This is a genomic window from Streptomyces sp. NPDC020807, from assembly GCF_040641575.1.
Lineage (GTDB): Bacteria > Actinomycetota > Actinomycetes > Streptomycetales > Streptomycetaceae > Streptomyces.
This window is the reverse complement of record NZ_JBFADU010000012.1, coordinates 129,297-150,925: the sequence shown is the minus strand read 5'-3', so window position 1 is coordinate 150,925 and position 21,629 is coordinate 129,297. Positions and strand designations below refer to the sequence as shown.

Genomic DNA, 21,629 nt, shown 5'->3' with positions numbered 1-21,629 from the left:
GTGCAATGGAACGCGTGCCCGCGCTCGACGAACCACTCAAGAAGTCCCTCGGCCCCGCCACCGCCAAGGTCATGGCCGAGGCACTCGACCTGCACACGGTCGGCGACCTGCTCCACCACTACCCCCGCCGGTACGCCGAGCGCGGGGAACTGACCACGCTCTCCGACCTGCCGCTCGACGAGCACGTCACCGTGGTCGCCCAGGTCGCCGACGCCCGTGTGCTCACCTTCAACGGCTCCAAGGGGCGCGGCCAGCGCCTCGAGGTGACCATCACGGACGGCAGCGGCAGAGTCCAGCTCGTCTTCTTCGGCAAGGGCGTGCACAAGCCCCACAAGGACCTGCTGCCCGGCACCCGCGCGATGTTCGCCGGCAAGGTCTCGCTCTTCAACCGCCGCCTCCAGCTCGCCCACCCCTCGTACGAGCTCCTCCGCGGCGACGGCGAGGAGTCGGCCGACAGCGTCGCCGGCTGGGCCGGTGCCCTCATCCCGATCTACCCGGCCACCACCAAACTGGAGTCCTGGAAGATCGCCAAGGCCGTCGACGCCGTCCTGCCGAGCGCGGCCGACGCCGTCGACCCCCTCCCGCCCGCCCTCCGCGAGGGCCGCGGCCTCGCCGAGCTCCCCGACGCCCTGCGGATGATCCACCGCCCCCGCACCAAGGCCGACGTCGCGGACGCCCGCGACCGCCTCAAGTGGGACGAGGCCTTCGTCCTCCAGGTCGCCCTCGCCCGCCGCCGGCACGCCGACACCCAACTCCCCGCCGTGCCCCGCCGCCCCGCCCCCGACGGCATCCTCGACGCCTTCGACGCGAAGCTCCCCTTCACCCTCACCGAGGGCCAGACCAAGGTCTCCCGCGAGATCTTCGACGACCTCGCCACCGACCACCCCATGCACCGCCTCCTCCAGGGAGAGGTCGGCAGCGGGAAGACGATGGTGGCGCTGCGGGCCATGCTCGCCGTCGTCGACTCCGGCGGACAGGCCGCGATGCTCGCGCCCACCGAGGTCCTCGCGCAGCAGCACCACCGGTCGGTCACCGAGATGATGGGCGAGCTCGCCGAGGGGGGGATGCTCGGCGGCGCCGAGCGGGCCACCAAGGTCGTCCTGCTCACCGGGTCCATGGGGACCGCCGCCCGGCGGCAGGCGCTCCTCGACCTCGTCACCGGCGAGGCCGGACTCGTCATCGGCACGCACGCGCTCATCGAGGACAAGGTCCAGTTCCACGACCTCGGACTCGTCGTCGTCGACGAACAGCACCGCTTCGGCGTCGAGCAGCGCGACGCCCTCCGGGGGAAGGGCAAGCAGCCCCCGCACCTGCTCGTCATGACCGCCACCCCCATCCCGCGCACCGTCGCCATGACCGTCTTCGGCGACCTGGAGACCTCCGTCCTCGACCAGCTCCCCGCCGGGCGCTCGCCGATCGCCACCCACGTCGTGCCCGCCGCCGACAAGCCGCACTTCCTCGCGCGGGCCTGGGAGCGGGTCCGCGAGGAGGTGGAGAACGGGCACCAGGCGTACGTGGTCTGCCCGCGCATCGGCGACGAGGAGGACCAGAGGAAGAAGGCGAAGGCGTCCGCCGAGGACGAGGCCGAGAAGCGGCCGCCGCTCGCCGTCCTGGAGGTCGCCGAGAAGCTCCGCACGGGCCCGCTCGCCGGGCTGCGGATCGCCGTCCTGCACGGCCGGATGCACCCCGACGACAAGGACGACGTCATGCGCCGCTTCGCCGCCGGCGACCTCGACGTCCTCGTCGCCACCACCGTCATCGAGGTCGGCGTCAACGTCCCCAACGCCACGGCCGTGGTGATCATGGACGCCGACCGCTTCGGCGTCTCCCAGCTCCACCAGCTGCGCGGACGCGTCGGCCGAGGCTCCGCCGCCGGCCTCTGCCTCCTCGTCTCCGAGATGCCCGAGGCCAGCCCCGCCCGCCAGCGGCTGAACGCCGTCGCCGGCACCCTCGACGGCTTCGAGCTCTCCCGCATCGACCTCGAACAGCGCCGCGAGGGCGACGTCCTCGGCCAGGCCCAGTCCGGCGTCCGCTCCTCCCTGCGGGTCCTCACCGTCATCGACGACGAGGAGGTCATCGCCGCCGCCCGCGAGGAGGCCACCGCCCTCGTCCTCGACGACCCCGACCTGACCGCCCACCCGGGGCTGCGCACCGCGCTGGAGGCGCTGCTCTCCAAGGACCGGGAGGAGTTCCTGGAGAAGGGCTGAGAAGGGCTGAGGTCCCCGGCGCGGCCATATCCTGGGACGTACGCATTGGACGACGGACGAGGACACCGATGACCCGCGTGATCGCCGGTACCGCCGGCGGACGGCGCCTGGCCGTGCCCCCCGGCAACGGCACCCGCCCCACATCCGACCGGGCGCGGGAAGGCCTCTTCTCCACCTGGGAGGCGTTCCACGGCCTCGACGGGGCCCGGGTCGCCGACCTGTACGCGGGCTCCGGCGCCGTCGGACTCGAAGCGCTCTCGCGCGGCGCGGCCCACGCCCTGCTCGTCGAGGCCGAGCCCCGCGCGGCGAGGACGATCCGCGACAACATGAACAGCCTCGGCCTGCCCGGCGCCGAGCTCAGGTCCGGCAGGGCGGAGCAGATCGTGACGGGGCCGGCCCCGGCCGACCCGTACGACCTGGTCTTCCTCGACCCGCCCTACGCGGTCTCGGACGACGAACTCCGCGAGATCCTCCTCACACTGCGCGCCGGGGGCTGGCTGAGCGAGGATGCCCTCGTCACCGTGGAGCGCGGCACCCGAGGCGGCGCGTTCGGCTGGCCGGAGGGATTCGAGCCACTGCGGTCCCGTCGCTACGGCGAGGGAACGTTTTGGTACGGTCGCGCCGCCTCTACGTGCGAAGACGCACGATGACCGGACCGGAGAGCGAGGGACCAAAGTTGCGCCGTGCCGTCTGTCCCGGGTCGTTCGACCCCATCACCAACGGACATCTCGACATCATCGCCCGCGCCTCCAAGCTGTACGACGTCGTACACGTCGCGGTGATGATCAACCAGTCCAAGCAGGGACTGTTCACCGTGGACGAGCGGATCGAGCTGATCCGCGAGGTCACCGCCGACTTCGGCAACGTCGAGGTGGAGTCCTTCCACGGACTGCTCGTCGACTTCTGCAAGCAGCGGGACATCCCGGCCATCGTCAAGGGCCTGCGCGCGGTCAGCGACTTCGACTACGAGTTGCAGATGGCGCAGATGAACAACGGCCTCTCGGGGGTGGAGACCCTCTTCGTCCCCACCAACCCGACGTACAGCTTCCTCTCCTCCTCCCTGGTCAAGGAGGTGGCGGCCTGGGGCGGCGACGTCTCGCACCTGGTCCCGCCGAGCGTCCTGCCGCGGCTCACCGAGCGCCTCGGGCGCAAGTGACGCGCGGCCACCGTCGCTGACGCTCCGTCACCTGGTGTCGGACGGGCTCCGACTGCCCTTACAGTCGTCCCGTCCGTCTCCATCCAGCTGTAGAGAGTGGCGAGCACCCGGTGGACGTGCAGAAGAAGCTCGACGAGATCGTCGCGACCGTGCAGAACGCCCGTTCCATGCCGATGTCGGCGTCCTGTGTGGTCAACCGGGCCGAGCTGCTCGCCCTGCTCGACGAGGTGCGGCAGGCCCTGCCCGGCTCCCTCGCCCAGGCCCAGGAGCTGATCGGCGGCCGCGAGCAGCTGGTCGAGCAGGCCCGCCAGGAGGCCGAGCGGATCATCGAGGCCGCCCACGCCGAGCGCGGCTCGATCGTCTCCGACACCCAGGTGGCCCGGCAGTCCCAGGACGAGGCCGACCGGATCCTCGCCGAGGCCCGCCGCGAGGCCGAGGAGGTCCGGGCCGAGGCCGACGACTACGTCGACTCCAAGCTCGCCAACTTCGAGGTCGTCCTCAACAAGACCATCGGCTCCGTCGACCGGGGCCGCGAGAAGCTCCTCGGCCGAGGTCCCGGCCTCGACCAGGACGGGTACGCGGACGAGGACGCCCCCGAGTACAGCGCGGACCCGCAGACGCTGATCAGCCGGGCCGACGAGTACGTCGACGCCAAGCTGGGCGCCTTCGAGGCCGTCCTCAGCAAGACCCTGGAGGCCGTCGGGCGCGGCCGGCAGAAGCTGCACGGCCGGATCGCCACCGACGCCCTCGGCGAGCACATGGCCGCCCAGGACGGCCTCGCCGGCACGGTCCACACCAGCGACGCCGACTACCTCGCCGGCCTCGCGGAGCTCGCCGACCCGGAGCCGGTCCAGATTCCCGCCCAGAGCCCGGCGCAGACGCCCGCCCCGGTCGCCGCCCAGCAGGACCCGTACGGGTACCCGCAGCAGCCGCAGCAGGACCCCGGGTACGGCTACCAGCAGCAGCCGGACCCGTACGGGTACCAGCAGCAGCCCGACCCGTACGCGTACCAGGGCCAGTACGGCTACGAGCAGCAGCAGCCGCAGTACGCCCCGCAGGTCCCCCAGATCCCGCAGCACCAGCCGGCCTCGCTCGACGAGACGAGCTTCTTCGACACGAGCATGATCGATCTCGAGCAGTTGCGCCGGTACGAGCAGGGGCAGTAAAGGGGCCGGGGTCCCGGATTGGGCCCTGGGCGAAGCGTCCAGTATCCTGGCTCTTCGGTCGCGCGTATTCCGCGATCTCTGCTGCCCATCGTCTGGCAGCCCCCCTCACGATTCGTTCGATCCGAAAGCAGGAAGAGCCCTGAGCACGCGCCTCGACCACCGCAACCCCCTCGTGTTCGACACGCACGAGCTGGGGCGGCGTCCTGGTGCCCTCCAGCGGATCTCGCGTTCGGTCGAGGCGCCCGGCGGTTCCGCCGCTCTCGGCGTCGAAGGGGTCATCGGAGTGCCCGAGGGCACTCCGGTGGACATCGATCTCCGTCTTGAGTCGGTCATGGAAGGGGTGCTTGTCACAGGCACCGCCCGTGCATCGGCCGAGGGGGAGTGCGTAAGGTGTCTGGAGCCCGTCGAGCTCGAGCTCGACGTGGACTTCCAGGAGATGTTCTCGTACCCCGACTCCGACGACCGGGGCCGCTCCAAGGCGGCCGCGGACGACGAAGCCGAGGACGACGAGGACATGATCCCCCTCGAGGACGGCATGTTCGACCTCGAACCCTTGCTGCGTGATGCGGTGGTGCTCGCACTGCCGATGCAGCCGGTGTGCCGGGAAGACTGTGCGGGTCTGTGCTCCGAATGTGGAGCCAACCTGAACGAGGACCCGGACCACCACCATGACGCCGTCGACATCCGTTGGGCGGCATTGCAGGGACTCGCCGGTTCGCTGGGAACCGATGAGAAGGACAACATGAGCGGCAAAGCCTCTGACGGGGACGTCCGAAGCGCCGCCGAGAAGCAGGAGAAGTAGCCGTGGCTGTTCCGAAGCGGAAGATGTCGCGCAGCAACACGCGCCACCGCCGGTCGCAGTGGAAGGCTGCGGTCCCCACCCTGGTTTCGTGTGAGCGTTGCCAGGAGCCGAAGCTGCAGCACATCGCGTGCCCGAGCTGCGGCACCTACAACAAGCGCCAGGTCCTCTCGGTCTGAGTGGCTGGTGAGAGGCACGATGTCTGAGAACATCAGCGCAGCCTCGTCCCACACGCTTCTGGAAGGGCGGCTCGGGTATCAGCTCGAGTCCGCCCTTCTGGTGCGTGCGCTGACCCACCGTTCGTACGCGTACGAGAACGGCGGTCTGCCCACCAACGAGCGTCTGGAGTTCCTCGGGGACTCCGTGCTCGGCCTGGTGGTCACGGACACGCTGTACCGCACCCACCCCGACCTGCCGGAAGGCCAGCTGGCCAAGCTGCGGGCCGCGGTGGTCAACTCGCGTGCGCTGGCGGAGGTCGGCCGCGGCCTCGAACTCGGCTCCTTCATCCGGCTCGGCCGGGGCGAAGAGGGCACGGGCGGCCGGGACAAGGCCTCCATCCTCGCCGACACCCTCGAAGCGGTGATCGGCGCGGTCTATCTCGACCAGGGCCTCGAAGCGGCCGGCGAGCTGGTGCACCGGCTCTTCGACCCGCTGATCGAGAAGTCCTCGAACCTCGGTGCCGGACTGGACTGGAAGACCAGCCTCCAGGAGCTCACCGCGGCCGAGGGCCTGGGTGTGCCGGAGTACCTCGTCTCCGAAGAGGGCCCGGACCACGAGAAGGTCTTCACTGCTGCCGCCCGCGTCGGTGGTGTCTCGTACGGCACCGGCACCGGCCGCAGCAAGAAGGAAGCGGAACAGCAGGCCGCCGAGTCGGCGTGGCGCGCGATCCGCGCGGCCGCCGACGAGCGCGCGGCGGCGGTCAAGGCCGCTGCCGAGGCCGGCACGACGGGCCGGGGCGCCGAGTCCGCCCCGTCGACGGAGGACCGGACGTCGGCCTGACGGCCGTCACCGCCCCGAGGCGTCGCTTCCCGAGAACCCCGTCCCCGGACGGGGTTCTCGTCTTTCCCGGCGGCTTCTCCCGGTGCCGCCCCGCGCCGGTAGGCTGGCCGGACCATCCCCGTACCCCCTCCGGAGGAGTGCCGTGCCCGAGTTGCCCGAGGTCGAGGTCGTACGGCGTGGACTCGAGCGCTGGGTCGCCGGGCGGACCGTGGCCGAGGTCGAGGTGCTGCACCCCCGGGCCGTTCGCCGTCATCCGGCGGGCGGCGCGGACTTCGCGGCCCGGCTGAAGGGGCGGCGGTTCGGGGTGCCGATGCGGCGGGGCAAGTACCTCTGGGTGCCGCTCGCGGAGACCGGCACCGCCGTGCTCGGACACCTCGGGATGAGCGGGCAGCTGCTCGTCCGGCCGCAGGACGCCCCGGACGAGAAGCACCTGCGGATCCGCGTCCGCTTCGACGATTCCGACTCCGCCGGTACGGAGCTCCGCTTCGTCGACCAGCGCACCTTCGGCGGCCTTTCGCTCCACGACCGGACTCCGGACGGTCTGCCGGACGTCATCGCGCACATCGCGCGCGACCCGCTGGACCCCGAGTTCGACGAGGACGCCTTCCACCGCGCGCTGCGGCAGCGGCGTACGACGGTCAAGCGGGCGCTCCTCGACCAGTCGCTGATCAGCGGCGTCGGGAACATCTACGCGGACGAGGCCCTCTGGCGCTCCCGGCTGCACTACGAGCGCCCCACCGCCACCCTCACCCGGCCGCGCTCGGCCGAGCTCCTCGGGCACGCCAGGGACGTCATGAACGAGGCGCTCGCGGTCGGCGGCACGACCTTCGACAGCCTGTACGTGAACGTGAACGGCGAGTCGGGCTACTTCGACCGCTCCCTCGACGCCTACGGGCGCGAGGACGAGCCGTGTCACCGGTGCGGTACGCCGATGCGGCGGCGCCCCTGGATGAACCGGTCCAGCTACTTCTGCCCGCGGTGCCAGCGCCCGCCGCGGGCCACCGCCTGAGCGGGAGGGGCCGGGCCTTCCGCCTTCGCGGTCAGGAACCGACGGGGGCCGCGCGCTCGGCGTCGTACCTCTCGCGGGCCGCCTCGACCTGCTCCATGCGGCCCTCCACCAGCCCGATCAGGCCGACGAGCCGCTCCGCGATCTCGCGGCCGAGCGGGGTGAGCCGGTAGTCGACCCGCGGCGGGTTGGTGGGCTGCGCCTCGCGGTGGACGAGCCCGTCGCGCTCCAGCGCCTGGAGGGTCTGCGACAGCATCTTCTCGCTGACGCCGTCGACCCGGCGCCGCAGCTCGTTGAAGCGGAACGTCCCGTCGTACAGGGCGCCGAGGGTCAGGCTGCCCCAGCGGCCCGTCACGTGCCCGAGCGTGCCGCGCGAGGGGCAGGCCCGCGCGAACACGTCGTAGGCGGAGTCGTCGTCAGTCATGTGCTCCACCGTACGCGCGCGCAGCGCTTACGAAAAGTTAGCGTGGGCGCGGGGGCTCAGCGACCGAAGTTCTGGGTCCACCACGGGCCGCCGTCGCCGAACTCCACGCCGACGCCGAGGGTCGTGAACTCGCAGTTCAGGATGTTGGCGCGGTGCCCGTCGCTGTTCATCCAGGAGGTCATCACGGCCGCCGCGTCCACCTGCCCGCGCGCGATGTTCTCGCCGGCCAGGTTGGCTATGCCCGCCTTCTCGGCACGGATCCACGGCGTGGCGCCGTCGGGGTCCGTGTGGTCGAAGAAGTTCCGCGCCTCCATGTCCGCGCTGAACGCCCCCGCCAGCTGCGCGAGCCGCGCGTCCGCGCTGACCGGGGAGCAGCCCACCTTGGCGCGCTCGACGTTCACCAGGCGCAGGACCTCCGCCTCGGCGGCGTCGGCGCGGTCGGCCGTGGACCCGGCGGCGGCCGTCTGGGCCGGGGTCTCGGGGGTCGGCTCGGCCGTCGGGGCGGGCGGCTCCGTCGAGGGCGTGACCGAGACCTCCGGGGTCACGGGCTTCGCGGGTGCCGTCTCCGACGGGGTCGGCCGGGGGGCGGCCTCCGCGCTCTGCTTCGCCGACGCCTCGGCGCTCGGCGTCGCACCGGCCCCGGCGCTCGGTTCGCCGCTGGGCTTCGCGCTCGGCTTCGCGGAGGGCGAGGCGGTCCTCGCGCCGCCCGATCCCGTCCCCGCGCCGGTCCCGGCCGTACCGCCGGTCCCGCCCGACTCGCCGGCCGGGGTCCGGGTGGACCCGCCCTGCGTGGTCAGCTCGGGGGCCTGGCGGGCGGACGCCGGGCGTTCGGCCGTGGCGGTGGAGCCGACGGTGAAGGTGTCCCCGCCGGGCAGCAGACCCGAGGCGACGGCCGCGGCTCCCACGGCGACGGCGGCGGTGGCGCCGAGGAGACCGGTCCGCACGGGGGTCACCCGCCGCTTGCGGCGGTCACCCCGGTGCCGACGGCCCGAACCGGCCGCGTAGTCTTCTGCGGCGGGGGCGGCGCCGGAGCGACGGTGGCGTCCCATCTGCCTGCCTTCCTCTGCGGATCTCCGCCGGTCGTCGGCGACCTTTGCGGCGGTATTTGCTGATCTTTGCTACCTGCACACATCGGTGCGGCAGTCGAAGGACGCACACCCGAACGGGTGAGGCGCATTCCGTCGGGACTGTACGCGATGAGCGGCCGGGGTGACGTGCTCATGGGGCAAGTCACCGGCTAGCGTGCGGGCATGAGTGACGACGTACGGATGACCGCCTGGGTACGCGGGCGAGTGCAGGGAGTAGGCTTCCGCTGGTTCACCAGGGCAAACGCACTGGAGATCGGCGGCATGGTCGGCTTCGCCCTGAACCTCGACGACGGCCGCGTGCAGGTGGTGGCCGAGGGGCCGAGTGAGAATTGCCACCGTCTTCTCGACTGGCTGAGGACCGGCGACACGCCCGGGCGCGTGGACGGCGTGACGGAGATATGGGGCACACCGCGCGGCGGCTACGAAGGCTTCGCCATCCGCTGACCACTCCGCCGCCGACGCCCCTCCGGTCACCCGGAGAGGCGCCGGGCCCACCCGCCGTGACGGGGCCTTCCTACGAGGAACCCGCTGGTGGTTGCCAAGTTGTGCGCGCCGTGGAAGGCTGCCCGGTAAGGATGATCGCCACGCCCTGAGGGGCCGGGTCGAGAGGGCCGCAGCGTGTCGCGCGGCCACCGTCTCCCCGGACGCCCCCGTGAACGGGGCGTGATCGTGTTGACCGTCAAACTTTTTGGTGAGACTCTGGAAGCCCCGCGCACCTTAGCTGTTTGGCAGTAGAGAACCGGCACGATGTACTGCCGAGCACCGCGGGTGCGAATCCCTCACGACCCACACCGCAATCGGTCGGTCACTCAGTGTGGAGGACCATCCATCATGGCAAAGGCGCTTCTCGGTTACGTCGGCGGCTCCGACCCGCGACTCCTCGCCGAGATGCGACGGCTTCAGCAGCGCGTCCAGGACCTGGAATCCGAGCTGGTACGGATCCAGTCCGAGAACGACACGCTCGCGGCTGCCGCCGCTCAGCACCAGGGAGAGTCGCTGCTCGACAGCATCGACCTCGACGTACCCCAGGCGGAGCCCGCGCTCACCTGACACCAACCCAGCCCCCCGGGGCCAGGTGAGCTGGACAGCCGGACCGCTGTACAGCTGGATATGCAAGGGGCGCCTCGGCGTCCCTTCTGTCTTTCCACCCCCTCCTCACCCGAGGATCTTCCCTACACCTTCGCGAGTGAAACGCGCGTGCCCCGGTAAAGTCCCCGGGGTGCACCTCAAGGCCCTGACCCTCCGTGGTTTCAAATCGTTCGCTTCGGCCACCACCCTGCGGTTCGAACCCGGAATCACCTGCGTCGTGGGTCCCAACGGCTCCGGCAAGTCCAACGTCGTCGACGCGCTCTCCTGGGTCATGGGCGAGCAGGGTGCCAAGTCGCTGCGCGGCGGCAAGATGGAGGACGTCATCTTCGCCGGCACGACCGGGCGCCCGCCGCTCGGCCGGGCCGAGGTCTCGCTGACCATCGACAACACCGACGGCGCGCTGCCGATCGACTACGCCGAGGTCACCATCACCCGGATCATGTTCCGGGGCGGCAGCAGCGAGTACCAGATCAACGGCGACACCTGCCGACTCCTCGACATCCAGGACCTGCTCTCCGACTCCGGCATCGGCCGCGAGATGCACGTCATCGTCGGACAGGGCCAGCTCGACTCCGTCCTGCACGCCGACCCGATGGGCCGCCGCGCCTTCATCGAGGAGGCCTCCGGCGTCCTCAAGCACCGCAAGCGCAAGGAGAAGGCGCTGCGGAAGCTCGACGCGATGCAGGCCAACCTCGCGCGCGTGCAGGACCTCGCCGACGAACTCCGCCGCCAGCTCAAGCCCCTCGGCCGGCAGGCCGCCGTCGCCCGCCGCGCCGTCGTCATCCAGGCCGACCTGCGCGACGCCCGTCTCCGGATCCTCGCCGACGACCTCGTACGGCTGCGGACCGCGCTGAGCGCCGAGGTCGCCGACGAGGCCGCGCTCCTCGCGCGCAAGGAGGCCACCGAGACCGAGCTGAAGGCCGCGCTCGCCCGCGAGGCGGAGCTCGAGGCGGAGACCCGCGCGCTCGCGCCCCGGCTCGAACACGCCCGGCAGAGCTGGCACGACCTCTCGCAGCTCGCCGAACGCGTCCGCGGCACGATCTCCCTCGCCGACGCGCGCGTGAAGAGCGCCACCGACGCCCCCGCCGAGGAGCGGCGCGGCCGCGACCCAGAGGACCTGGAGCGCGAGGCGGCCCGCGTCCGCGAGGAGGAGGCCGAGCTCGAAGCCGCCCTGGAGGCGGCCGAACGGGCCCTGGAGGACGCCGTCGCCCGCCGCGCCGAACTCGAACGCGCCCTCGCCGCCGAGGAGCGCCGCCTCAAGGACGTCGCCCGCGCCATCGCCGACCGCCGCGAGGGCCTCGCCCGGCTCCAGGGCCAGGTCGGCGCGGCCCGCTCGCGCGCCGCCGCCGCCCAGGCCGAGATCGACCGGCTCGCCGCCGCCCGCGACGAGGCGGGGGAACGGGCGGTCACCGCGCAGGAGGAGTACGAGCAGCTCACCGCCGAGGTCGAGGAGCTGGGCGCCGCCGAGGGCGAGCAGGGCGAGCGGTACGAGGAGGCCCGCCGCGAACTCGCCGAGGCCGAAGAGGCGCTGGGCGCCGCCCGCGAGGAGCTCGGCGCCGCCGAACGCGCCCGGGCCGCGACCCGCGCCCGCCACGAGACCCTCTCCCTCGGCCTGCGCCGCAAGGACGGCACGGGCGCGCTCCTGGCCGCCGGACTCACCGGCCTGCTGGGCCCCGCCGCCGAACTCCTCTCCGTCACGCCCGGACACGAGGTCCCGGTAGCCGCCGCCCTCGGCGCCGCCGCCGACGCCGTCGCCGCCACCGGCCCCACCGCCGCCGCCGACGCCCTGCGCCTCCTGCGCAAGCAGGACGCGGGCCGCGCCACCCTCCTCCTGGCCGGCCCCCGGGAGGGGCACGCGGGGTACGCGCCGGCGGCGCCCGTCGCCGCCCCGGAATCCGCCGCGCCCGTCGCCCGCTTCGTCACCGGCCCCGACGAACTCGTCGGCGCCGTCCGCCGGTTGCTCGACGGGATCGTCCTCGTCGAGGACCTCGCCGCCGCCGAGGACCTGGTCCGCTCGCACCCCGGCCTGACCGCCGTCACCGCCGAAGGCGACCTGCTCGGCGCCCACTTCGCGCAGGGCGGCTCCGCCGGAGCGCCCAGCCTCCTCGAAGTGCAGGCCTCCGTCGACGAGGCCGCCGCCGAGCTCGACGAGCTGGCCGTACGGTGCCAGAAGGCGGCCACCGCCCAGCAGGAGGCCGAGGAGCGGCGCCGTACCGCCGCCGCGCTCGTCGAGGAGCTCGACGTCCTGCGCCGTACCGCCGAGCGCGAGAAGTCCGCCGTCGCCAAGGAGCTCGGCCGGCTCGCCGGGCAGGCCAGGGCCGCGGCGGGGGAGGCCGAGCGGACCGCCGCCGCCGTCGCCCGCGCCCAGGACTCCCTGGAGAAGGCGATCGCCGACGCCGAGGAGCTGGCCGAACGGCTGCTCGTCGCCGAGGAGGCCGGCGCCGGGGGAGACGAGGACGACGAGCCCGACACCGCCGTCCGCGACACCCTCGCCGCCGACGGCACCCTCGCGCGCCAGACCGAGATGGAGTCCCGGCTCCAGGTCCGTACCCACGAGGAGCGGGTCAAGGGGCTCGCCGGACGCGCCGACTCGCTCGACCGGGCCGCCCGCGCCGAACGCGAGGCACGCGCGCGTGCCGAGCAGCGCCGGGTCCGCCTGAAGCACGAACGCCGGGTCGCGACCGCCGTCGCCGCCGGCGCCCGCGACCTCCTCGCCCACGTCGACGTCTCCCTCGGCCGCGCCGACCGCGAGCGGGCCGCCGCCCAGGCGGCGCGGGCCGACCGCGAGCAGGGCCTCACGGCCGCCCGCTCCCGCGCCCGCGACCTCAAGGGCGAGCTCGACAAGCTCACCGACTCCGTCCACCGGGGCGAGGTCCTCGGCGCGGAGAAGCGGCTGCGGATCGAGCAGCTGGAGGGCAAGGCCCTGGAGGAGTTCGGCGTCGAGGCGCCCGACCTCGTCGCCGAGTACGGCCCCGACCAGCCCGTGCCGCCGTCGCCGACCCCCGAGGGCGAGGCGCCCGTGGACGAGGAGGGCAACCCGCTCCCGTCCCGCCCCTTCATCCGTTCGGAGCAGGAGAAGCGGCTCAAGTCGGCCGAGCGCGCCTACCACCAGCTCGGGAAGGTCAACCCGCTGGCCCTGGAGGAGTTCGCCGCCCTGGAGGAGCGCCACCAGTTCCTCTCCGAGCAGCTCGCGGACCTCCGCAAGACCCGCGCCGACCTCCTCCAGGTCGTGAAGGAGGTCGACGTCCGCGTCGAGCAGGTGTTCACCGAGGCCTACCGGGACACCGCCCGCGAGTTCGAGGGCGTCTTCTCGCGGCTCTTCCCCGGCGGCGAGGGCCGGCTCGTCCTCACCGACCCGGACAACATGCTGACCACCGGCGTCGACGTCGAGGCCCGCCCGCCGGGCAAGAAGGTCAAGCGGCTCTCCCTGCTCTCCGGCGGCGAGCGCTCGCTGACCGCCGTGGCGCTGCTCGTCGCGATCTTCAAGGCCCGCCCCAGCCCCTTCTACGTGATGGACGAGGTCGAGGCGGCGCTCGACGACACCAACCTCCAGCGGCTGATCGGGATCATGCGGGAGCTCCAGGAGTCCTCCCAGCTGATCGTGATCACCCACCAGAAGCGGACGATGGAGGTCGCGGACGCGCTGTACGGCGTCTCGATGCAGGGCGACGGCGTCTCGAAGGTCATCAGCCAGCGGCTGCGCTGAGACCGCCGGTCCGGGTGGTGGGCGGCGGGAAATCGTGCGCCACTGGGAGGGCTCGTACCCTCCCAGGGAGTCCAAGTGACCAACACCGCGCAGGCGCCCACGCCCCCGCCGTCCGAAGGCCGGGCGGCCCATCCCGACCACCTCGGCCACGTCATCTTCATCACGGCGTCCGCCGCGATGGGCGGCTTCCTCTTCGGCTACGACAGCTCCGTCATCAACGGAGCCGTCGAGGCCATCCGGGACCGCTACGACATCGGCTCCGCCACCCTCGCGCAGGTCATCGCGATCGCGCTGATCGGCTGCGCGATCGGCGCCGCGACCGCCGGCCGGATCGCCGACCGCATCGGCCGCATCCGCTGCATGCAGATCTCCGCCGTGCTCTTCGCCGTCAGCGCCGTCGGCTCCGCCCTGCCGTTCGCCCTCTGGGACCTGGCCATGTGGCGGATCATCGGCGGCTTCGCCATCGGCATGGCCTCGGTCATCGGCCCCGCCTACATCGCGGAGGTCGCCCCCGCCGCGTACCGGGGCCGCCTCGGCTCCTTCCAGCAGGCGGCGATCGTCATCGGCATCGCCATCTCCCAGCTCGTCAACTACGGCATCCTCCAGCTCGCCGACGGCGACCAGCGCGGCGAGATCGGCGGCCTGGAGGCCTGGCAGTGGATGCTCGGCGTGATGGTCGTCCCCGCCCTGCTCTACGGCCTGCTCTCGTTCGCGATCCCCGAGTCCCCGCGCTTCCTCATCTCCGTCGGGAAGACCGCCCGCGCCAAGGAGGTCCTCGCCGAGGTCGAGGGCGAGGGCGTCGACCTCGACCGCCGGGTCGCCGAGATCGACGCGGCCATGCGCAGCGAGCACAAGTCCACCTTCAAGGACCTGCTCGTCAGCGGCAGCAAGTACCGGCTCCTGCCGATCGTCTGGGTCGGCATCGGGCTCTCGGTCTTCCAGCAGCTCGTCGGCATCAACGTCGCCTTCTACTACTCGGCGACGCTCTGGCAGTCCGTCGGCATCGACCCGTCGAGCTCGTTCTTCTACTCGTTCACCACGTCGATCATCAACATCATCGGCACCGTGATCGCGATGGTCCTGGTCGACCGCGTCGGCCGCAAGCCGCTCGCCCTGGTCGGCTCCGTCGGCATGGCGATCGCTCTCGCCTTCGAGGCCTGGGCCTTCTCCGCCGACCTCGTCGACGGCAAGCTGCCCGAGACCCAGGGCGTCGTCGCCCTCGTCGCGGCCCACGTCTTCGTGCTCTTCTTCGCCCTCTCCTGGGGCGTCGTCGTCTGGGTCTTCCTCGGCGAGATGTTCCCCAACCGGATCCGCGCCGCCGCCCTCGGCGTCGCCGCCTCCGTGCAGTGGATGGCGAACTGGGCGATCACGGCCAGCTTCCCGTCCCTGTCGGAATGGAACCTGTCCGGCACGTACGTGATCTACACCGTCTTCGCCGTGCTCTCGATCCCCTTCGTGCTCCGGTACGTGAAGGAGACCAAGGGCAAGGCGCTGGAGGAGATGGGCTGACCGGGCCCCTGCGTCAGCCGGCGAGCCGGGGCAGCACGGCGTCGCAGAACAGCCGCAGGCTCCGCCACCCCTCCTCGACCGGCATCCCGCCGCACAGCGGGTGCAGCACCAGGCTCTCCAGCCCGAGCGCCACGCACTCGTCCGGGGTCACCACCCGGTACACGCCCTCCGCGCGCAGCTCCTCGACCGTCGTCGCGCCGGACCTCACCGCCGAGCGGATGTCCTTCGACTGCCAGGAGGCGTAGGTCCTCGCCTCGTGCAGGAAGTGCTCCCCGTGCGCGGCCCAGGTCCGGTCCGGGTCCTCGGAGAGGTGCAGGAGCGGGGTCACCTCGGCCGGCATCATCGTCCAGCCCTCCGTGCCGAACTCCCGGCACTGCTCCTGGTAGTAGGCCTCGATCTCCGGCAGGTGGGCGGACGGGAAGAACGGCAGCCCGAGCCGGGCCGCCCGCCGCGCCGCCGCCCGCGAGGAGCCGCCGACGAGCAGCATCGGATGCGGCTGGGTGAGCGGGCGCGGGGTGACCCGTACCGTACGCCCCTGATAGGTGAACGGCTCGCCCTTCCAGGCCGCCAGGAGGGTCTCCAGGAGCAGGTCCTGGAGCTTGCCGCGCCGCCCCCAGTCGACCCCGCGCTCCTCGTACTCCTCGGGCCGGTAGCCGATCCCCGCGACCGTCACCAGCCGGCCGCCGCTCAGCAGGTCGAGGACCGCGATGTCCTCGGCGAGGCGGAGCGGGTCGTGCAGCGGGCCGATGATCGCCGAGACGGTGACGGCGATCCGCTCGGTGGCGCCGAAGACCGCGCCGGCGAAGGCGAAGGGGGAGGGCAGCCAGTTGTTCTCGACGCCGTGGTGCTCCTCGGTCTGGACCGTGTCCACGCCGTGCGTGTCGGCGTACGCGGCCATGGAGAGGGCGGCCTTGTAGCGCTCGGAGAGGGACTCCGGGGTGGCCTGCGGATCGACGAGGTTGAACCGGACGACGCTGAACGGCATGGGAAAGTCCCCCTTCGCGGGTGCGCGGAAGGGGGACAGTATCTGACGCAGTGTCAGATGGAAACGGTCTCGTCGGGCTCGGGGGTCCCGTCGGCCGCGGCGGCCCGAGCGGGCAGGGCCGCGGCCGTACGCGGCAGGACCGCGTACAGGACGCCCGCCACCAGGATCGTGACCGCCCAGCCGAGGCCGTTCTCGCCGATCCAGGACGAGGCCAGCGGACCGGCGAACCAGTCGACCTTGGTGAACAGCAGGCCCACGACCAGGGCGACCGCCCACGCCGTCATCGCCTGCCAGGCGTAGCCGCCCCGGTACCAGTACGCGCTGGTCGGCGTGGTGTCCATGAGGGCCACCGGGTCGTACGTCCTCCGTCGGAGCATGTCCACGCCGAAGACGCCGATCCACGCCGAGAACGCCACCGCGAGCAGCGTGAGGAAGGAGATGAACGAGCCGATGAAGCTGGTCGCGACCACCATCAGGAGGAAGCCGAAGACCAGGCTGATGACCGCGTTCACGCTCACGGCCGCGGCCCGCGAGACCTTGATGCCGAGCGTCTGCGCGGTGAAACCGGCCGAGTACATCGACATCGAGTTGATCAGGAGCATGCCGATCAGCGCGATCACCAGGTACGGCACCGAGATCCACATCGGCAGCAGCTCGCCGATGAAGGAGACGGGGTCCGAGGCCGAGGCCAGGTCCGGCGTCGAGACCGCCATGACCGCGCCCATCAGGACCATCGGGAGCACCACGATCCCGGCGCCGCCGATCGTCGAGCCGACCAGCGCCTTCGAGGAGGCCGTCCGGGGGAGGTAGCGGGTGAAGTCGGGGCCCGAGGGCACCCAGCTGATGCCGCCGGCGGCGATCGTGCCGATGCCCGCGACCATCATCGCCGTCGAACCGGCGGGCCTGGCGAAGACCGCGTCCCAGTCGGTGTTCGCCACCAGGTAGACGAGGACGAGCACGGAGAACGCGCCGAAGAGGTACGTGGACCACTTGCTGCACACCCGCAGCGCGTTGATCCCGAGGCCGGACACCAGGAACGTGCAGGTGACGAAGAGCAGCAGCGTCACGACGATGAGGAAGGTGTTCGACTTCACGCCGAAGAGCAGATCGAGGACGGTCAGCACCGCGTAGGCGCCGGTCACCGCGTTGATCGTCTCCCAGCCCCAGCGGGCCACCCAGATCAGCGCACCGGGAAAAAGGTTTCCGCGCTGACCGAACACGGCCCGCGACAGCGCCATGCCCGGCGCGCCGCCGCGCTTGCCCGCGATCGAGATCAGGCCGACGATCCCGTACGAGATCACCGGCGCGATGATCGCGACGGCCAGCACCTGCCACAGGTTCAGGCCGTTGAAGACGATCAGGCCCGCGCCCATCGTGAGCAGCAGCACACTGATGTTCGCCGCGACCCAGGTCGGAAAGAGCTCGCGGACCCTGCCGGTCCGCTCCGCGTCGGGAACGGGTTCGAGACCTCGGGTCTCCATGGCGCCGTCGTGCGTCGCGCCTGCGGCTTCGGAGGCGTCGTGGGGCATGGGGGTACTCCGTACGAATGTGGGGGGAGCCATCCAGGGTACGTGCTCCGCCTGTGCGGGCGGCGTGGCCGATACTGGACGGGTTATGGAACTCATCCTTGCTGTAGTCATCGCTCTGGTCGTCGCGGTCGCCGTGACGAGCGGGCTCGTGATCAGCGGCCGCAAGAAGAAGCAGCTGCCGCCGGCCGAGCCGCCGTCCACCACGCCGATCATCACCGCTCCGCCCGCCGAGCCGCATGTCGGCGAGGAGGCGGAGACACCGCGGGAGGAACCACGCCGCACGGTCGAGGAGGTCGAACTCCCCGACGCGACGGCCCCCGGGGCCCCCGCCGAAGCCCCGGCCGAGGAGGCCCCGGCCACCGTGGAGCCCGAGGCCCCCGAGGCCCCGGCCGCTCCCGGGATCGAGGTGCCCGAGCCCACCGCCGGACGCCTCGTCCGGCTCCGGGCCCGCCTCGCCCGCTCCCAGAACTCGCTCGGCAAGGGGCTGCTCACGCTCCTGTCCCGCGAGCACCTCGACGAGGACACCTGGGAGGAGATCGAGGAGACGCTTCTCACGGCCGACGTCGGCGTCGCCCCGACCCAGGAGCTCGTGGACCGGCTCCGCGAGCGGGTCAAGGTGCTCGGCACCCGCACCCCCGACGAGCTGCGCGCCCTGCTCCGCGAGGAGCTCGTCGCGCTCCTCGGCGACTTCGACCGCACGGTGAGGACGGAGAGCCCCGAGGACACCCCGGGCGTCGTCATGGTCGTCGGCGTCAACGGCACCGGCAAGACCACCACCACCGGCAAGCTCGCCCGCGTCCTCGTCGCCGACGGCAAGTCCGTCGTCCTCGGCGCCGCCGACACCTTCCGTGCCGCCGCCGCCGACCAGCTCCAGACCTGGGGCGAGCGCGTCGGCGCCCGCACCGTGCGCGGCCCCGAGGGCGGCGACCCGGCGTCGATCGCCTTCGACGCGGTCAAGGAGGGCATCGCCGAGAAGGCCGACGTCGTCCTCATCGACACCGCCGGCCGCCTCCACACCAAGACCGGCCTCATGGACGAGCTCGGCAAGGTCAAGCGCGTCGTCGAGAAGCACGGCCCGCTCGACGAGATCCTCCTCGTCCTCGACGCCACCACCGGCCAGAACGGTCTGATCCAGGCCCGCGTCTTCGCCGAGGTCGTCGACATCACCGGCATCGTCCTGACCAAGCTCGACGGCACCGCCAAGGGCGGCATCGTCGTCGCCGTCCAGCGCGAGCTGGGCGTCCCGGTCAAGCTGATCGGCCTGGGCGAGGGCCCGGACGACCTGGCCCCCTTCGAACCGGGCGCCTTCGTCGACGCCCTGATCGGCGACTGACCGCCGTACCGGCACACGTGTGAGGGCCCCCGCCGTATCCCACGGCGGGGGCCCTCACGCGTGTCCGGGCGTCAGGCGTGCGTGCGGTGGCAGATGTACGCGAGGGTGCCGAGCAGCAGCCGCGCCTGCGGCGGGGCGCCCGCCGTGTCCAGCGTCGGCGGCCGGAGCCAGCGCACCGGCCCGAGCCCGCCCAGGTCCGACGGGGGAGCGGTGATGTGCGTGCCGGGACCCAGACAGTGCAGGTCCAGGTCGGCGTCGTCCCAGCCCATCCGGTAGAGCAGCCGGGGCAGCTCCGCCGCCGCGCCCGGCGCCACGAAGAACCGCGCCCGTCCGGTCGGCGTCGCGCAGACCGGCCCCAGCGGCAGCCCCATCCGCTCCAGGCGCACCAGCGCCCGCCGCCCCGCCGCCTCCGCGACCTCCAGGACGTCGAAGAACCGGCCCACCGGCAGCAGCAGCGCCGCGCCCGGATACCGGTCCCACGCCTTGGTCGCGTCGTCGAGACCGGCGCCCGCGGGCACCTCCTCCGCGAAGGAGAGGGGGTGCGCCCCCGGAGCCGCGCACGCCGGATCCCCGCAGGAGCACCGGCCGGACGCGGCCCGTGCTCCGGGGACCACGTCCCAGCCCCACAGTCCTGTGTACTCGGCCACCGCTGTGCACTCAGAGGTGCGCACGCGGCGGCGCGAGCCGGACCGCATCTCACGAATGCCGCCGATCGTGAAGCCCATGCCCCCTCCAACGGGTCGAACGCGCCGGTGGTTACGACCCGGAGGGTCGTCGTCACCTTCGGACACGGTCCGACGCCGTCCAGGGCGTGCGGTCGTGGGCGGGGTGGTGCGGGCCGTCGCGCGCGCCTCTCCGCGCATCCGTCCGCCAACTCCGGTTCGTCGCCTGTCAAGTGAATCGCGTTCCGTGCGTGGCGAGTTCATTCGAAGGGGTGGCGAATGGTGGCGTTTCTTGAATCGCCCTCACGGGAGGGGTGATCGTAGGATTACTTTCGGTACGCGAACCCGGGGCCACTCCGCGCGTGGGTATGCCGGAGGCAAGCCGGATTCCCGTTCGAAGGAGTGAGAACGCCGGACGGAAGCCCCCACGAGGCGGCATTCTGATAGGGCTTCGCATGACAGGCATTCAGGTGGATGGGGGCGTTCCAGTGGGCGGCAACGGCGCAGACGGTACGACTGCCGGCAAGCGCCCGAACGAGCAGCTGGGCTCATGGTTCGTGCGCAGCGGCTGGTCCAAGGGCGAACTGGCGCGGCAGGTGAACCGCAGGGCGCGCCAGATGGGCGCGCACCACATCTCGACCGACACCTCGCGCGTACGGCGCTGGCTCGACGGCGAGCAGCCGCGCGAGCCCATCCCGCGCATCCTCTCCGAGCTGTTCTCCGAGCGCTTCGGCTCCGTCGTCGCCGTCGAGGACCTCGGGCTGCGCACCGCCCACCAGTCGCCGTCGGTCTCCGGCGTCGACCTGCCCTGGGCCGGTCCGCAGACCGTCGCGCTGCTCAGCGAGTTCTCCCGCAGCGACCTCATGCTCGCCCGGCGCGGCTTCCTCGGCTCCTCGCTCTCCCTCGCCGCGGGCCCCCAGCTCATCGAGCCGATGCAGCGCTGGCTCGTCCCCACGCCGGTCACCGAGATCGCGCCGCCGGAGACGGCCGCCCCCGACGGGCGGCGGCCCGACAAGCTCTCCGAGATCGAGCTGAACCTCCTCGAGTCCACCACCGCCATGTTCCGGAAGTGGGACGCCCAGTGCGGCGGCGGACTGCGCCGGAAGGCCGTCGTCGGCCAGCTCCACGAGGTCACCGACCTCCTCCAGGAGTCCCACCCGGCCGCCACCGCCAAGCGCCTCTTCACCTGCGCCGCCGAGCTCGCCGAGCTCGCCGGCTGGATGAGCTACGACGTGGGCCTCCAGCCCACCGCCCAGAAGTACTTCGTCCTCGCCCTGCACGCCGCCAAGGAGGCCGGCGACAAGCCCCTCGGCTCGTACATCCTGTCGTCCATGAGCCGCCAGATGATCCACCTCGGCCGGCCCGACGACGCCCTCGAACTCATCCACCTGGCCCAGTACGGCAGTCGAGACTGCGCCACCGCCCGCACCCAGGCCATGCTGTATGCGATGGAGGCGCGCGCCTACGCCAACATGGGCCAGCCCTCCAAGTGCAAGCGGGCCGTCCGGATGGCCGAGGACACCTTCGCCGACGCGGGCCTCGACGGCGAGCCCGAGCCCGACTGGATCGGCTTCTTCTCCGAGGCCGAGCTCAACGGCGAGAACTCCCACTCCTACCGCGACCTCGCCTACGTCGCCGGACGCTCCCCGACCTACGCCTCCCTCGCCGAGCCCGTCATGGAGCGGGCCGTCGAGCTCTTCGCCAAGGACCCCGACCACCAGCGGTCGTACGCGCTCAACCTCATCGGCATGGCCACCGTCCACCTCCTCAAGCGCGAGCCCGAGCAGTCCGTGGCCCTCGCCGAGAAGGCCCTCGGGGTCGCCCGCAGCATCCGCTCCGAGCGGGTCAACAACCGCCTCCGCAAGACCGTCGACCAGGCCGCCCGCAGCTACAGCGACGTCGCCGAGGTCGTCCAGCTCACCGACAGCATCGCCCAGCTGCTCCCCGAGGCCGCCGCCGAAGCCGTCTGAC

Annotated in this window: 19 protein-coding genes; 14 read left to right on the top strand and 5 right to left on the bottom strand. The window is 72.2% G+C overall.

Annotated elements, in window-relative coordinates:
- Nucleotides 1-5: 5 nt before the first annotated feature.
- The 8 genes from recG to mutM all read left to right on the top strand — a co-directional run bounded on the left by recG (nt 6) and on the right by mutM (nt 7,336).
- Nucleotides 6-2,207, top strand: a complete 2,202-nt coding sequence (recG, locus tag AB0G79_RS19620; RefSeq protein WP_360808021.1) for an ATP-dependent DNA helicase RecG — start codon at nt 6-8, stop codon at nt 2,205-2,207.
- Between the two features lie 68 nt (nt 2,208-2,275).
- Nucleotides 2,276-2,857 (top strand): 16S rRNA (guanine(966)-N(2))-methyltransferase RsmD, encoded by a 582-nt coding sequence (rsmD, locus tag AB0G79_RS19615; protein ID WP_360808019.1) that lies wholly within the window; start codon nt 2,276-2,278, stop codon nt 2,855-2,857.
- 26 nt (nt 2,858-2,883) lie between these two features.
- On the top strand, nt 2,884-3,363 hold the full coding sequence (gene coaD / locus AB0G79_RS19610) for a pantetheine-phosphate adenylyltransferase (protein WP_360808017.1): 480 nt from the start codon (nt 2,884-2,886) through the stop codon (nt 3,361-3,363).
- Between the two features lie 110 nt (nt 3,364-3,473).
- Nucleotides 3,474-4,529 (top strand): cell division initiation protein, encoded by a 1,056-nt coding sequence (locus tag AB0G79_RS19605; RefSeq protein ID WP_360808015.1) that lies wholly within the window; start codon nt 3,474-3,476, stop codon nt 4,527-4,529.
- 172 nt (nt 4,530-4,701) lie between these two features.
- Nucleotides 4,702-5,331, top strand: a complete 630-nt coding sequence (locus AB0G79_RS19600) for a DUF177 domain-containing protein (RefSeq protein WP_360808013.1) — start codon at nt 4,702-4,704, stop codon at nt 5,329-5,331.
- Nucleotides 5,332-5,333: 2 nt separating this feature from the next.
- The gene (gene rpmF / locus AB0G79_RS19595; protein WP_015036448.1) at nt 5,334-5,507 is read left to right on the top strand and encodes a 50S ribosomal protein L32; all 174 of its coding nucleotides are present in this window, start codon (nt 5,334-5,336) and stop codon (nt 5,505-5,507) included.
- 19 nt (nt 5,508-5,526) lie between these two features.
- Nucleotides 5,527-6,327 (top strand): ribonuclease III, encoded by an 801-nt coding sequence (rnc, locus tag AB0G79_RS19590; RefSeq protein WP_360808011.1) that lies wholly within the window; start codon nt 5,527-5,529, stop codon nt 6,325-6,327.
- 142 nt (nt 6,328-6,469) lie between these two features.
- Nucleotides 6,470-7,336 carry a bifunctional DNA-formamidopyrimidine glycosylase/DNA-(apurinic or apyrimidinic site) lyase gene (gene mutM, locus AB0G79_RS19585; protein ID WP_360808009.1) on the top strand — a complete coding sequence of 289 codons (867 nt, stop codon included), beginning with the start codon at nt 6,470-6,472 and terminating at the stop codon, nt 7,334-7,336.
- Between the two features lie 31 nt (nt 7,337-7,367).
- Here the strand turns inward: mutM and AB0G79_RS19580 are convergent, their stop codons facing one another.
- On the bottom strand, nt 7,368-7,757 hold the full coding sequence (locus AB0G79_RS19580) for a helix-turn-helix domain-containing protein (protein ID WP_360808007.1): 390 nt from the start codon (nt 7,755-7,757) through the stop codon (nt 7,368-7,370).
- A gap of 56 nt (nt 7,758-7,813) precedes the next feature.
- Nucleotides 7,814-8,806 carry a CAP domain-containing protein gene (locus tag AB0G79_RS19575; RefSeq protein WP_360808005.1) on the bottom strand — a complete coding sequence of 331 codons (993 nt, stop codon included), beginning with the start codon at nt 8,804-8,806 and terminating at the stop codon, nt 7,814-7,816.
- A gap of 201 nt (nt 8,807-9,007) precedes the next feature.
- Between AB0G79_RS19575 and AB0G79_RS19570 the strand changes: the two genes are divergently transcribed.
- The 4 genes from AB0G79_RS19570 to AB0G79_RS19555 all read left to right on the top strand — a co-directional run bounded on the left by AB0G79_RS19570 (nt 9,008) and on the right by AB0G79_RS19555 (nt 15,149).
- On the top strand, nt 9,008-9,289 hold the full coding sequence (locus AB0G79_RS19570) for an acylphosphatase (RefSeq protein ID WP_360808002.1): 282 nt from the start codon (nt 9,008-9,010) through the stop codon (nt 9,287-9,289).
- A 387-nt stretch (nt 9,290-9,676) separates the two neighbouring features.
- Nucleotides 9,677-9,895, top strand: coding sequence for a hypothetical protein (locus AB0G79_RS19565; protein WP_055641131.1), 219 nt, complete (start codon nt 9,677-9,679; stop codon nt 9,893-9,895).
- Between the two features lie 169 nt (nt 9,896-10,064).
- The gene (gene smc, locus AB0G79_RS19560; protein WP_360808000.1) at nt 10,065-13,640 is read left to right on the top strand and encodes a chromosome segregation protein SMC; all 3,576 of its coding nucleotides are present in this window, start codon (nt 10,065-10,067) and stop codon (nt 13,638-13,640) included.
- 75 nt (nt 13,641-13,715) lie between these two features.
- The gene (locus tag AB0G79_RS19555; protein WP_360807998.1) at nt 13,716-15,149 is read left to right on the top strand and encodes a sugar porter family MFS transporter; all 1,434 of its coding nucleotides are present in this window, start codon (nt 13,716-13,718) and stop codon (nt 15,147-15,149) included.
- Between the two features lie 13 nt (nt 15,150-15,162).
- On the opposite strand, the gene AB0G79_RS19550 is transcribed toward AB0G79_RS19555, so the two are convergent.
- Nucleotides 15,163-16,134, bottom strand: a complete 972-nt coding sequence (locus AB0G79_RS19550; protein WP_360807996.1) for an LLM class flavin-dependent oxidoreductase — start codon at nt 16,132-16,134, stop codon at nt 15,163-15,165.
- A 53-nt stretch (nt 16,135-16,187) separates the two neighbouring features.
- The gene (locus tag AB0G79_RS19545; RefSeq protein ID WP_360807994.1) at nt 16,188-17,663 is read right to left on the bottom strand and encodes a cytosine permease; all 1,476 of its coding nucleotides are present in this window, start codon (nt 17,661-17,663) and stop codon (nt 16,188-16,190) included.
- 85 nt (nt 17,664-17,748) lie between these two features.
- On the opposite strand from AB0G79_RS19545, the gene ftsY reads away from it, so the two are divergent.
- Nucleotides 17,749-18,996 carry a signal recognition particle-docking protein FtsY gene (ftsY, locus tag AB0G79_RS19540; protein ID WP_360807992.1) on the top strand — a complete coding sequence of 416 codons (1,248 nt, stop codon included), beginning with the start codon at nt 17,749-17,751 and terminating at the stop codon, nt 18,994-18,996.
- A gap of 71 nt (nt 18,997-19,067) precedes the next feature.
- Here the strand turns inward: ftsY and AB0G79_RS19535 are convergent, their stop codons facing one another.
- The gene (locus tag AB0G79_RS19535; protein ID WP_360807990.1) at nt 19,068-19,721 is read right to left on the bottom strand and encodes a bifunctional DNA primase/polymerase; all 654 of its coding nucleotides are present in this window, start codon (nt 19,719-19,721) and stop codon (nt 19,068-19,070) included.
- Nucleotides 19,722-20,146: 425 nt separating this feature from the next.
- Between AB0G79_RS19535 and AB0G79_RS19530 the strand changes: the two genes are divergently transcribed.
- Nucleotides 20,147-21,628, top strand: a complete 1,482-nt coding sequence (locus AB0G79_RS19530; protein WP_360808066.1) for a hypothetical protein — start codon at nt 20,147-20,149, stop codon at nt 21,626-21,628.
- The last annotated feature ends 1 nt before the right edge of the window (nt 21,629 follow it).